This is a genomic window from Solibacillus faecavium (assembly GCF_014836905.1).
GTDB classification, from domain to species: Bacteria; Bacillota; Bacilli; order Bacillales_A; family Planococcaceae; genus Solibacillus; species Solibacillus faecavium.
Map to the genome: position 1 here is coordinate 215943 of NZ_JACSPZ010000001.1, position 12858 is coordinate 228800.

Genomic DNA, 12858 nt, shown 5'->3' on the forward strand with positions numbered 1-12858 from the left:
TTCCTTTTATAATTCCTGGTCTGAGTATGCCTGGATTACTCTTGCTACTAATGGGTGTCTCACTACGTCACCCTGTTCTAATATCTGGAAATGAATGTCTTTTACGTATTTTAATGTCCGTTCTGCGATTATGAGACCGGATTCGGTGTTTTTTGGTAAATCAATTTGCGTTTTATCCCCGGTAATTACCATTTTAGATCCAAAACCTAAACGTGTTAAGAACATTTTCATTTGTTGGTGTGTTGTGTTTTGGGCTTCATCCAAAATTACAAATGCATCATCTAATGTACGCCCGCGCATATAGGCTAATGGCGCAATTTCGATTGTTCCGCGTTCAATTAGACGCTGAGTCTGTTCCTGCCCGTAGATGTCATGCAGAGCATCATATAGAGGGCGTAGATAAGGATCGACCTTTTCCTTTAAATCACCCGGTAAAAACCCTAAAGATTCCCCTGCTTCAACTGCAGGTCGGGTTAAAATAATGCGTTTTACATGTCCATTCTTTAAAGCCTGTGTGGCCATAACGACAGCCAAATAAGTTTTACCTGTACCGGCTGGACCGATACCGAAAATTAAATCTTTATGACGGATTGCCCGAATGTATTCACGCTGACCAATTGTTTTGGCACGAATCGGCTTTCCTTTTGTATTGCGTGCTATTTCTTCATCATATAGTTCTGCATAATATTCAATTGTACCTTTATTTTCCATCTCGATCGCTGTAGTCACATCGCGCTGATCGATATTTATATTTTTCCGTATTACTTTAAGCAATGCTTCCAATACTGAATATGCTTGTTTTTTCTTTGCTGCATCGTCACCAGCAATTTGAATTACCTCGCCACGCGTAATAATCTGGACATTATAAGTTTCTTCAATCAATGTTATATTTGCATCAGACATTCCCAAAAGCATGACTGCTTCATTTGGATTGTCGATTTGGAGCTCAACATATTTTTCTGACATACTCATTCTCCTTGGTGAATTAGATGTGGTTTTGCGATATTTTCATTTACTAAATACAAGACTTTCCCTTTAACTGTATCATCATCAGCGGACACGTGCAAAAGTTTTTCTGCCTTAATTGCCGATTCAAGCGGTAATGAATAAATCATCTTTTCATGCAATAACGGTAAAATTACTGATTCGATATCCTTCTCACTTATCTTCTCCGTTTTTTTATGGAACATTCTATACGATTCATATGTCACAATGGACTTTAAAGGTTTAAATGATTTCTGCTCAATTGAAGCCCCAATTTGATTCCAATTTATTTGATAGTTCCAACCGTAATCATCCAATACTTCCATTTCAATTGTTTTAGGAATGGTAAAAGAAGTTTCAAGCCAATAGTCGACAAACACTTTACCTTCCGCTCCGATTAAAATTGATTTTTCTCCGTATTCCATAATTCCCGATACGAGAACATCCCCACGATAAACCGTCGTATTTGGCTCTACTTTGCGAACCCCTTTTTCGATTTGAAAATGTGTAACGACTCCATTGTTTCCGGCGATTAAATATTGATTCGTACTTGAGTTTTGGGGCGGTTCTATTTTTGGCGCTAACTGTGGGCTAATTGTCACTTTACTGCCGTTTTTCATAATATGTACCCAAGAAAACTCCCTGAACTGCCTCATCATCGTTTGACGAATTTCATTATCGGAAATAAATGCATTTTTTCGTACAGGAAATTCTATTCCAACTTCCTTCTGTAAATAATCCATTACTTCATCCTCAATTTCGACCGTTTGCGCTTCTACATCCACTTGCCAAATAAACCGTGATAATAATAATGGGACAATAAGCAGTAAAATTAATCCTATTCCCGTCTTCAAATCCTTTTGCAAAATAATTTCCGGTTCACTATAGCGAATCTCTATTCTAACTTTTGCCTGTTTTCTCAGCTTTCGAATTAAAGACAAATCTTTGTGCGCTAGCTGGAAAGTAATTTCCTTTCCGGGGAAACGCAATTGGGTAATACGAATATTATTTTTTTTCAGGAGCATAATAAACGTATTGGCTTCTGTTGATTGCTTCATTTTAATGGTGATAAGCTTTTTATAAGGTTTTTTCATTTTTTTATTCGCTCAATCGTTAATTTTTCAAGCTTGCTGCAATGAATTAAAAAACCCTCCTCAAACAGATGCATAACTTCCAGCTCACCGGCACGAATATGCATAGTAAAGTCCTTCGTACGACAGTTATATTCAGTTGGAGATACATCTCCTACCGTATAGTACCCGTCATACCGGATATCCATAAAAGAGGTGATTTGTAATTTATTATTTACAGGAAATAATTTTCTCAATAAAAAGCCTCCTTTTTACGTCACTATATGCTACGGAAAAAGAAGGCATGTGTAGTTATTTAATTGGAATTTCCCAATTTGATGAGTCTCCAAGTGCATCACCGGAGCTTTCACTGTCCGGCTCTTTAAACACTGCCGGAGCTTGTAAATTTAAAGATTCATTTTTATTGTATTGTTCCTCAGGAATTAAATAAACAACGGTAAAATTCGTTTTCATTTGCGGATTCACTAAAATCTGTTCATCGCCAACTGTGGATGACAACTGCTCAATTTTCACATTATCTGGAGTTTCTATATTGAAATGAGGTGTATAATAAACCATTTGCTCAAACTCATTGTGAATCTCTCCGCTTACTTCAAGTAGATAATCACCAGATTGCAAATTGGTAGATTGTGCTAGCATTTCACTATTAGTTACCTTTTGAATTTGATAGTCTAATGAAACTGTTACCCCTTCCAGATTATGCGAAATTATCTCATCATTTTCGTAAACAACATTTGTTTCGCCTGCATCTGTAAGGCTCTCATCATTAGTATTTCCACAAGCTGCTAAAAATATCACACTCATCATCATGACGTTAAACCATACACTTTTCAATTGTATTCCCCCTCTCATCATCTATATACCCACTTCTTATGACATTCAATAGTAATTATATTCCGCCAGTTACTTGTTTAACTCAAAAAAGACTACCTATTTCTACGTAATTTCCGCAGTAATAGGTAGTCCTATAATTATCTTCTTCTTGACTTCGGTGGACCTAAAACTTCTGTCATAATGACCGCTTGCATTAAGTCACGCTGACTAGTCGGCACTACCTGGAATGCTTCGGCCTCTTTTTTTGCCATTGCAACGATTGGACGTTCCTTTAATGAACGTGCACTATTTGGATTGTCTGTTCGTGCATCAGTTATAACTCGCTTTGCCTCTATAACAGGCTTTGCTACTTGTTTAGGAAGCTCTTGAGTCACTTGTTGTGCAACTGGCTTTGCCTTTTCATTAAGCTGACCAAATACCTCATTTGCAAAGTCCTCTAAAGATTTCGGACGTCTTTGCTCGGTTCTTTGTTCTACTTCCTGTTTTCGAGGAGCAGGTTGACTGCTAAATGGCGGCATCTGATTTGATTCTTTCTTTTGCTGTTCTTTTCCTTTACCTAACAAGGAACTGACAACAAATATAATAATCATTATGATAAGTCCTTCCATCTAGTGCTCACTCCCTTCCTCGATTATTTATTCTTTGGATCCTGGTTCTCGTTATTTGAAACTTTTGAAATAGAATCACGCATAGATGTGTCTGCCTGAACATTTTTATAGTTCATATAATCCATGATACCAAAGTTACCCGAACGAAGCGCTTCTGCTAGAGCCATAGGAACTTCTGCCTCTGCTTCTACTACTTTCGCTTTCATCTCTTGAACTTTTGCAATCATTTCCTGCTCACTTGCAACGGCCATCGCACGACGTTCTTCCGCTTTTGCCTGTGCAATGTTCTTATCTGCTTGTGCTTGCTCAATTTGAAGCTCGGCACCGATGTTTTTACCGATATCAACGTCTGCGATATCAATCGATAGAATTTCGAAAGCTGTACCCGAGTCTAAACCTTTAGAAAGAACTGTTTGAGAGATTAAATCTGGATTTTCTAGTACTTTTGAATGCGATTCACTAGAACCTAATGTAGATACGATACCTTCACCTACACGGGCAACGATCGTCTCTTCACCAGCACCACCGACTAGGCGATCTAAGTTAGCACGCACTGTAATACGCGCTTTTGCTTTTACTTCAATACCGTTCATTGCAACACCAGCAATGAATGGTGTTTCAATAACTTTAGGGTTTACCGACATTTGTACTGCTTCTAAAACGTCACGACCAGCTAAATCAATCGCTGCTGCACGTTCGAAAGTTAACTCAATATTTGCTCGGTGTGCCGCGATTAATGCATTTACTACGCGGTCAACATTACCACCTGCTAAATAGTGGGATTCCAGTTGGTTAATTGTTACGTCCAAACCTGCTTTATGTGCTTTAATTAACGGATTCACGATACGTGAAGGGATTACCCGACGTAAACGCATCCCGATTAATGTGAAAATACTTACTCTTACACCTGCTGCAAGTGCACTAATCCATAGTGCGACTGGAACAAATGTGAAAAATACTGCTAGGATGACAAATGCAATAATTAATCCAATAATTAATGTAATGGTTCCTGCATCTTCAAACATACTCATACTTCTTCTCCACCTTTTCCAATAAATTCTCTCACGACAATACGCGAGCCTTCTACTTTCACTATTTCCACTGTTTTACCAGCATCAATATAGCCACCTTGTGTCACGACATCAAGACGATCTTGACCAACCAAAACTGTGCCCGATGGACGCAACGGTGTAATAGATTGACCTACTTTGCCTATCAATTCAATTCGGTTCGTATTTGAAACATAGCCTTCTTCCGTCGACGTAGCATCTCTCAGTACGAGACGATTAAACATATGCAACTTTTTCCCGAAGAATTTCATAAGTATCACCATTCCTATACCTGCAATTATCATTGCAATTAAAATCGAATAAGCCATATGGGCGAAGCTTTCCCCTGCAAAAAGTAAACTTCCAATAATTAGTACGCCCCCGATGATACCTAATATGCCACCTGGTACAACCAGCTCGGCAATGACTAAAATCAGTCCAATAACGAAAATGATCAGTGTTTCATATCCTGCAAATCCTGCAATGAGATGCCCAAAGAAAAACATACCTAATGAAGCAAGCCCCATTGACCCGGCAAGACCAAAGCCAGGCGAGTACAACTCTACTACTAATCCAATACTGGCAATCGACAACAGTATAGGAACAATTATCGGATTGGTAATAAAGCGCGCAAGTTTTTCTGCAAATGTTTGCTCAACTTTTACAACTTCACTATCCTCAAGCTGCAGTGTTTTAAGCAGTGCATCAATGGAAGCAACTGTTCCTTCAGAGTAATTCACCTTTTCGGCATCTTCAGCAGTCAATGTAAGAAGCTTTCCTTTCGGGGCTCTCAACTCTGGTAAATCAAAGTCATTTCTGACCATTGCCTGGGCGAATTTTGGATCCCGTCCGGAGTTTTCAGCAGCTGACGTCATTTTTGCAAGCCAATCGCTTTCTGCCTTTTCACCAGCTGTATTTCCTGCAGAATCGATAACCGCCGCTGCCCCCATTGTTGCATTTGGCGTCATATAAATTTTATCCGCATGTAATGCGATGAACGCACCTGCCGACAGCGCATCAGAATTAATGAAGGCGATAATCGGTATATCCGTATTATCCATTAGCCTGCCAATTTCAGAAGCCGCAGCGACAAATCCACCCGGTGTGTGCATATTAAGGATAATTGCCTCCGCATTATTGCTTTTCGCCTCATCAAATCCGCGCTTTAAATGCTCGACTAACCCTTTTTCAATTTCATTGTTTACCGATATTTCATATACTTTACCATTCGCAAATGCTGTTAAAGAAGGAAATACTAATACGAATGACATGACCATTAGAAAAATCCAACTAAAGATCTTTGTTCGTTTCATTATTCTCACCTCTCTTTGCTAAATTGTATGTATAGTAGGTATACGGATGAAAAGATAAAAGGTTTCAAAAAAGTTAACTTTTATCTGCGCCTTTTTCAAAATGGCTCCTCACCGAACTATTATACGCTAAATCAACCACAAAATTAATAATTTTCTATAATTTGCAATAAAAATCATTATTTCCGGTTAAAATATTCTCATTCGTAAATAAAAAAACGAACCCATTTAATTAGATTCTACTAAATAGGCTCATCTTATTCATGCATATACTCTTTTTGTTGAAATCGGGATTGTTAGGCTTTCTCTATATTTTGTAATAGTTCTACGCGATATTTTTATTTTTTCGGCACATCACCATAACATGGGGAAGATTTTCTAATAAGGTTTCACTTGATTGATTGGTGGGCTACGGCAAGACAGCGCTAAAGCCACGTTTATCACTGCCTTTATTGCCGTTTGCGAGGCCCACCAACCCCAAAATTTTGCCCTCGTTATAAAGTGTAATATAAATATACAACCAAGCCGCTTGCGCTATCGCGAGGCGGCGGAGAGCGGAAATGCTATGTTTTATATCTTCATTTTCGCAGAAATGTGTTTATGCCACAGCAGAACGGACTTTATTAAAAAATCTTTTTTTGTAATAAAATAAATAACCCCCAAGCCACATAAGTAGCTTGGGGGTTATATCATTTGTCTGCTCAGTTAAATCTGAAAATTGCGTGTTATGAACGTAGGGTTTTTACAGGGAAAATTACCACTTACGTTTACGTGCAGCTTCTGATTTCTTTTTACGCTTAACGCTAGGTTTTTCGTAGAACTCGCGCTTTCTAACTTCCTGAATTGTACCTGATTTTGATACAGTACGTTTGAAGCGACGAAGAGCATCTTCAAGCGATTCGTTTTTGCGAACGACAGTTTTTGACATCTCTCTTTCCCTCCCTCCGAACACACGTCAATACAATCATCAACATTTAGATAATGTGTACTAAAGTAGTATAGCTTATCATTGAAAAAGAGTCAACAAAAACTATCTATTTAGTAATTTGAATCTGATTTTAAACCATTCATGATAGCAACACCAGATGACGCGCCGATTCGAGTAGCTCCATTATCAATCATTTTTTGCATATCTTCAAGGCTGCGAACTCCGCCAGATGCTTTTACACCAAGGTCTGGACCAACTGTTTTACGCATTAAAGCGATATCTTCCGCCGTAGCTCCACCTGTTGAAAAACCAGTAGAAGTTTTTACGAAATCAGCACCTGCTTCAACTGCCAATTCACATGCTTTTACTTTTTCTTCATCTGTTAAAAGACATGTTTCAATGATTACTTTTACTAAAGTACCATTTGCAGCGTCTACTACTGCTTTAATATCGTCACGCACTAAATCGAAGTCTCCATCTTTTAATGCACCAATATTAATGACCATGTCGATTTCACCGGCACCATTGGCAATCGCGTCTTTTGTTTCAAAAGCTTTTACTGCTGAAGTTGTAGCCCCTAATGGGAAACCGATTACTGTACATACTTTAACTTCTGTACCAGCTAATTGATCTGCACTGAACTTTACCCATGTAGGGTTTACACATACTGAAGCAAAACCGTATTCCTTCGCTTCTGCACAAATTTGTTGTACCTGTTTTTTTGTAGATTCAGCTTTTAATAAAGTATGATCGATCATTACCGCATAATTTTGAGTCATTGTATCATTACTCCTTTTAATGTTTCTTTAGTTGTCCGTACATCTTCTAGTTTAGCATTTTTTTTATTCGAGTTAAATTGTCAGACAAATCAAATTATTCGTCGGAATAGGCGAATTCCGTCCGTATAATTTTCTCTTCCAGTTGTTCGCCTGTGCTCAGTACATATCGTATTTTCAATTCAGGTTGATGCCGGTTTGCCAATTGATAAGTTAAAATATTTTTTATTAAATGTTCCTGCGCTAAATCAAACGCTTCTTGCTTCATAAGAGAATCGTCCGATAACGTAATCTCCCATTCTGAATACGTGTCATTTGATGTAATACTAGTCACCCCATCGCCTGAACCTTTTCCGGTAACCTCTTTATATTCTTCTAGAAATTGCTTCGTCTGTTGGGCAATTTCACTAAGCTGCTGCTCATTCATCTGTAACGAGACAACCCCATCAGGCTGTATCGTCTTTTTAACTTCCGTAGCCTTAAATTCAATATTCAATGATCCATATTGCCGTGCCACTTCTGGAGGAATATTTACTTCTACAGTCGGTTGCTCCAATTCGGTTTGAACTTCTTTTTGCTCTGTGCAACCATATAAAACAAATAACATAGCAAGCATCCATATCCATTTCATATAAATTGCCCTACCTTCTTTATCTAGATTCCGGATAAAACCGTTGCTCAAATACTAGCTTTGTCTTGTCATCAAGATAATATACTTGTACACCGATAGATTTACGACTATATATTTGAAATTTAATGGCATCTTCTACTATGCTAATTTCCAGCATTTCCGCGAGAATGTCGTGATCAAATAATTCCCGCTTCACTGTAAATTTAAGTTCTGATAAATCATCATTGTACTCAAATGCTTCAAAAGCCTCTACTTCCGGCCTAATTCCCCGCTCGACCTCATTGCGGAAATCTTCAATTGTGCGGGAAAATTCATTGATCGCTTCCAATCTTACTGACTCTTCCATGTAAATTAATAAACGGTCCTCTTTTAACTCATAGTGCAGAATTCTTGATGGATCGAAATTTTTGAATTGATGTATATTCCCAATAACCCCATCCGGTATTTCTACGATAGATAATTTCGCCAGCTGCTCTTGTCCCATTTCCCATCCCCCGTCCATCATAAATGACCAATACCCTCTTTTTATTAGAATATGCGAATAGCAATAAAACTAAGAATTCTTTTGGATATGTATTATATAATATGCCGGAAAATAGAAACTAAAACTTTTATATAATAAAAAAGGGTTGCATAAAAGTTTTTAACTTCTATACAACCCTTTATATTTAATTTAATAATTCTTCTAAAACACGAACGAATTGACCTTCGTTATATGGGTAGCCTGCTTTTGTAACTTTCACTTTGACAAGCTGACCAATCATATCTTCAGTGCCTTCAAAAATAACTTTTAAATAGTTTGTTGTGTAGCCAACATATAGATTTTCATTATCTCCATCTTTGAAGCGCTCTTCAGGAATAACTTCCAGCACTTCGCCTTCAAAACGGGACGCATATTCTTTTGCCAATTGATCGTTTAATGCAATTAGGCGGTGAACGCGTTCGTTTTTAATTTCCTCATCCACTTGGTCGTCCATTCTCGCAGCAGGTGTGCCTGTACGCTGTGAGTAAGGGAATACGTGAAGTTCAGAAAATTTATGGTCGCGAATGAAATTAAATGTTTCCATAAACTCTTCTTCCGTTTCGCCTGGGAATCCTACGATTACGTCAGAAGTAACAGCTAAATCAGGTAACGCAACTTTCAGCTTCTCAAGACGCTCCGCGAAAAATTCCATCGTATATTTACGACGCATACGTTTTAATACTGTATCAGAACCCGATTGAATCGGAATGTGTAAATGGTTTACTACAATCTCAGAGTTTTGTAGTACTTCAATTACTTCATCCGTTAGTTGAGATGCTTCAATAGAAGAAATACGTAAACGTTTCAAGCCTTTAACTTGCGCTTCCAAGTCACGTAACAGCTGTGCTAGGTTATAGTCTTTGAAGTCTTGTCCGTATCCACCTGTGTGAATACCTGTTAGGACGATTTCTAAATAACCTGCATCTACAAGCTGCTGTGCCTGGCGAATAACTTCTTCCGGATCACGTGAACGCATTAAGCCGCGCGCCCAAGGAATAATACAGAACGTACAGAAGTTGTTACAGCCTTCCTGAATTTTCAGCGATGCACGTGTACGGTCCGTAAATGCCGGTACATCCAATTCTTCATACACACGGTTTTTCATAATATTACGTACAGCATTAATTGGTTGACGTTCATTACGGTATTGCTCGATATAGCCAAGCATTTTATCGCGGTCCTGTGTACCTACGACAATATCAACACCTGGAATGGCCATAATCTCAGCCGGTGATGTTTGTGCATAACAGCCTGTAACACAAATTACCGCATCCGGATTTTGGCGTATTGCACGGCGGATAACTTGACGGGACTTTTTATCCCCAGTATTCGTTACAGTACATGTATTAATAACATAAACGTCCGCCTGATGATCAAACTCCGTACGCTCATATCCCTGATCTTTAAATAATTGCCAAATGGCTTCTGTTTCATAGTGGTTTACTTTACACCCTAATGTATGTAGAGATACGGTTTTCGTACGTTCGTAACTCATAATTTATATCATCCTTTCAAGGTTTCACTTATCAATTTGCCAGTGGCATAGTTTTTAATTAGCTAAATGCAGATAAAATATCAACGTGTTTTATAATAGCACAAAACGCTATGTAAAGCCTATCTTTTTAACCTTCATGTTTTATAATTTGCCCATAGAAAAAGACTTTTAAAACGTGGATTTCATCTTAAAAGTCTTTTTACATGATAACTACTCTTTAATTATAATATTGACTACTTTTGTAACCCGGAGCGCTTTAAGCTTCCCCAGTCATTTTTGCCCCGTATGAAATACCAAAATCCCTGAAGGCGGAAAATAACCATTAGCGGACGGAACCAGAAAACTTCCGATAAAGAATATAAGAGAAGCTTCAATGTATCCCGTATGCGTGGATAAGTACTCATACTCCACGCCTCCAGCAAAATAGAAAACATAGAGATAACCGTACTGTAAATTAAAAACAGGACAAATAATGTGACTGCTGATTCCAAATAAATATCTCCGACTGTGAAAGAAAGGATGACATACAAATAGCCTAGCAGTTCGATAATTGGTCCAATCAATTCAATAAATACAAAATAAGGCACGGAAATAAGACCAATTCGCTTATATTTAGGGTTAAGCAGCATACCTCTGTTAAGTGTGAGACTGCTTAGTAGACCTTGGTGCCAACGTCTACGCTGTGTTTTTAAATCTTTTAAATTATTCGGTGCCTCTGTCCAGCACACCGGATCCGGTATAAATTCAATTGTTTTCTGTATGTTATGGCGCAGTAAATAGCTGTGCATTCGGACGACAAGTTCCATATCTTCACCAATCGTATTTTTATTGTAACCTCCGACTTTCACGGTATACTCTTTTGAAAATACACTGAAGGCACCTGAAATAATCAGCAATAAATTAAACCGGCTAAGTGCAATTCTTCCCATATAGAAAGCTCTTAAATACTCAATAATCTGCATGATCACAACCGGATTGTTCGGTACAACAGACTTTAATACACTTCCTGACTGAATATCCTATCCGTTGGCAATGCGTACACTTCCACCTGCAGCAATAACTCTTCCGTTTGATGCGATGATTGGTTTCATTACTTTCAGAAGGGATTTCGATGATAAAATAGAATCCCCATCAATGGAGCAAAAATATGGATACTGGGATACATTAATCCCTGCATTCAACGCATCCGCCTTCCCGCCATTCTCCTTATCCACTAAAACAATATTGAAATGAAGTGTCGAACGGTAAATGCCCCGGATTTCTTTAGCAGGCAATTGTTGCTGAACGGTCTGGAATATCGGCTCCATTTTAAAAACATCGATAACTGTTTGTAATGTTTCATCTTTTGAGCCATCATTTACTACTATGATTTCGTATTGCGGATATTCAAGAGTAATTAGCGATTGAATCGTATTGATAATCCCTATCTCTTCATTATAGGCAGGGACAATAATTGATACAGGTTTTGAATAAACTGCCTTTAAATTTACTCTATCTAGAAGCAGCTTATCTAGCTTTCTGTCTTTCTTTAACTGGAAAAATGCAAATATTAACATTAACGAATATACCGTAATGACAATAATCATATACAGAAAAATTAACGAAAAAAACACCTCATTAAACCAGTAAAATACTTTATCTGTATTCATTTAACATCACCCTAACTTCATGACTTCCTTCGCCATTTCCACTGCATACAAATCCTTTTTGCGCCCGACTATTTGCTGTAAAATTACTTTCCCTCCCGGCATTTTCAATAAGGATAGTGCTGCCTGTTTCCGTACCCTCCAATTTGAATCGGCCATTAACCGCTGCAAATAATCATAGGATTGCTCTTCCGTTACAAACCGTAAAATTTTAGCCATCATAAACCGCTCTTCCCAATCAGGAGAATTAACGAAGCTTTCATACGGTTTTAAATGAGAAATCATTCCAAAAGAAGTAATTGCCTTCAGTACCTTGACTCGAATTTCCAGATGCTCCGAGCATAATAATTGCTCATAAAAAGATAAGTAGGCTTTACTTAAATTTGTGCTGTAGCTTAAAAAATCAAGTAACGCCAATTTTATTTCGTAGGGCAAAGTTTCAAAATGGTTTTTAAAATAATCAATATAGTTCTCGTCGATATATGATAATAAAATTTTGTATTCATAATCATCAAAAGGCACTCTCGGCTTATATATATGTGCAAAAAATAAATTCCGATTAAATTTCGCGACAACCTGTAGCATCAGTATATATTCCTCGGTTTCATAATACCGTGGCTTTCTTAAATGCCTCTCAATTATTGGTACGAGAAAATCCAGTTCCAGCATTAATGAACGCTGCAATACGTTAATACGAACTGACTTGTCACGGCTCTTCAGTTGTTTTATATAATACTTTTTCATATTCAAACAAGCATATTCGGACACTCTTCGTTGAATATCCTCATTACTAAACGTCGTCATATACGAAACAAAAATGTGATCTATTGCCATCATCGAAACCTTGTTCAATGTTTGTCGGGCAAACGGTTCATTGTGAATCAAAAAATTGTACCATTCCCTCTCGTTTTGCTCTACGTACTCTTGAATTTTCGCATTAATACGATTTCTTTTTATCCCTTTAAAAACCAAATAAATAAATA

Annotated in this window: 14 protein-coding genes and 1 pseudogene; all 15 read right to left on the reverse strand. The window is 37.8% G+C overall.

The window, feature by feature from the left end:
• Positions 1-6: 6 nt before the first annotated feature.
• Positions 7-966 (reverse strand): PhoH family protein, encoded by a 960-nt coding sequence (locus tag H9635_RS01120; protein ID WP_191698305.1) that lies wholly within the window; start codon positions 964-966, stop codon positions 7-9.
• A 2-nt stretch (positions 967-968) separates the two neighbouring features.
• Positions 969-2078 carry a sporulation protein YqfD gene (locus H9635_RS01125; protein WP_191698306.1) on the reverse strand — a complete coding sequence of 370 codons (1110 nt, stop codon included), beginning with the start codon at positions 2076-2078 and terminating at the stop codon, positions 969-971.
• Entirely contained in the window at positions 2075-2311 is a 237-nt protein-coding gene (locus H9635_RS01130) for an RNA methyltransferase (RefSeq protein ID WP_191698307.1), read from the reverse strand. The genes H9635_RS01125 and H9635_RS01130 overlap by 4 nt, the downstream gene beginning before the upstream one ends.
• Before the next feature lie 55 nt (positions 2312-2366).
• On the reverse strand, positions 2367-2909 hold the full coding sequence (locus tag H9635_RS01135; RefSeq protein WP_225231058.1) for a hypothetical protein: 543 nt from the start codon (positions 2907-2909) through the stop codon (positions 2367-2369).
• 137 nt (positions 2910-3046) lie between these two features.
• Complete coding sequence (locus H9635_RS01140) at positions 3047-3499, reverse strand: hypothetical protein (protein ID WP_225231059.1); 453 nt, start codon at positions 3497-3499, stop codon at positions 3047-3049.
• A gap of 41 nt (positions 3500-3540) precedes the next feature.
• Positions 3541-4548 carry a flotillin-like protein FloA gene (gene floA / locus H9635_RS01145; RefSeq protein WP_191698309.1) on the reverse strand — a complete coding sequence of 336 codons (1008 nt, stop codon included), beginning with the start codon at positions 4546-4548 and terminating at the stop codon, positions 3541-3543.
• Positions 4545-5879 carry an NfeD family protein gene (locus H9635_RS01150; RefSeq protein WP_191698310.1) on the reverse strand — a complete coding sequence of 445 codons (1335 nt, stop codon included), beginning with the start codon at positions 5877-5879 and terminating at the stop codon, positions 4545-4547. Before H9635_RS01150 ends, floA begins: the two co-directional genes overlap by 4 nt.
• A 258-nt stretch (positions 5880-6137) precedes the next feature.
• Positions 6138-6218: an RNA polymerase factor sigma-54 gene (locus tag H9635_RS19515; protein WP_191698739.1), complete on the reverse strand. Its 81-nt coding sequence runs from the start codon at positions 6216-6218 to the stop codon at positions 6138-6140.
• 412 nt (positions 6219-6630) lie between these two features.
• The gene (gene rpsU / locus H9635_RS01160; RefSeq protein ID WP_004227078.1) at positions 6631-6804 is read right to left on the reverse strand and encodes a 30S ribosomal protein S21; all 174 of its coding nucleotides are present in this window, start codon (positions 6802-6804) and stop codon (positions 6631-6633) included.
• 110 nt (positions 6805-6914) lie between these two features.
• Complete coding sequence (deoC, locus tag H9635_RS01165) at positions 6915-7583, reverse strand: deoxyribose-phosphate aldolase (RefSeq protein ID WP_191698311.1); 669 nt, start codon at positions 7581-7583, stop codon at positions 6915-6917.
• Positions 7584-7677: 94 nt separating this feature from the next.
• Positions 7678-8211, reverse strand: coding sequence for an adenylate cyclase (locus H9635_RS01170; RefSeq protein ID WP_191698312.1), 534 nt, complete (start codon positions 8209-8211; stop codon positions 7678-7680).
• A gap of 19 nt (positions 8212-8230) precedes the next feature.
• Positions 8231-8695: a hypothetical protein gene (locus H9635_RS01175; protein WP_191698313.1), complete on the reverse strand. Its 465-nt coding sequence runs from the start codon at positions 8693-8695 to the stop codon at positions 8231-8233.
• Between the two features lie 184 nt (positions 8696-8879).
• On the reverse strand, positions 8880-10229 hold the full coding sequence (gene mtaB, locus H9635_RS01180) for a tRNA (N(6)-L-threonylcarbamoyladenosine(37)-C(2))-methylthiotransferase MtaB (RefSeq protein ID WP_191698314.1): 1350 nt from the start codon (positions 10227-10229) through the stop codon (positions 8880-8882).
• 233 nt (positions 10230-10462) lie between these two features.
• Positions 10463-11878 (reverse strand): annotated as a pseudogene (locus tag H9635_RS01185) (glycosyltransferase family 2 protein).
• A gap of 6 nt (positions 11879-11884) precedes the next feature.
• Positions 11885-12760: a HEAT repeat domain-containing protein gene (locus tag H9635_RS01190; RefSeq protein WP_225231060.1), complete on the reverse strand. Its 876-nt coding sequence runs from the start codon at positions 12758-12760 to the stop codon at positions 11885-11887.
• Between the last annotated feature and the right edge of the window lie 98 nt (positions 12761-12858).

Bases quoted from the DNA above. Each gene is read 5' to 3' on its own strand.
- H9635_RS01175 (WP_191698313.1), bottom strand. From the start codon at position 8,695: ATGGGACAAGAGCAGCTGGCGAAATTATCTATCGTAGAAATACCGGAT.
- deoC (WP_191698311.1), bottom strand. From the start codon at position 7,583: ATGACTCAAAATTATGCGGTAATGATCGATCATACTTTATTAAAAGCT.
- H9635_RS01170 (WP_191698312.1), bottom strand. From the start codon at position 8,211: ATGAAATGGATATGGATGCTTGCTATGTTATTTGTTTTATATGGTTGC.
- H9635_RS01120 (WP_191698305.1), bottom strand. From the start codon at position 966: ATGTCAGAAAAATATGTTGAGCTCCAAATCGACAATCCAAATGAAGCA.
- floA (WP_191698309.1), bottom strand. From the start codon at position 4,548: ATGAGTATGTTTGAAGATGCAGGAACCATTACATTAATTATTGGATTA.
- rpsU (WP_004227078.1), bottom strand. From the start codon at position 6,804: ATGTCAAAAACTGTCGTTCGCAAAAACGAATCGCTTGAAGATGCTCTT.
- mtaB (WP_191698314.1), bottom strand. From the start codon at position 10,229: ATGAGTTACGAACGTACGAAAACCGTATCTCTACATACATTAGGGTGT.
- H9635_RS01140 (WP_225231059.1), bottom strand. From the start codon at position 3,499: ATGATTATTATATTTGTTGTCAGTTCCTTGTTAGGTAAAGGAAAAGAA.
- H9635_RS01150 (WP_191698310.1), bottom strand. From the start codon at position 5,879: ATGAAACGAACAAAGATCTTTAGTTGGATTTTTCTAATGGTCATGTCA.
- H9635_RS01125 (WP_191698306.1), bottom strand. From the start codon at position 2,078: ATGAAAAAACCTTATAAAAAGCTTATCACCATTAAAATGAAGCAATCA.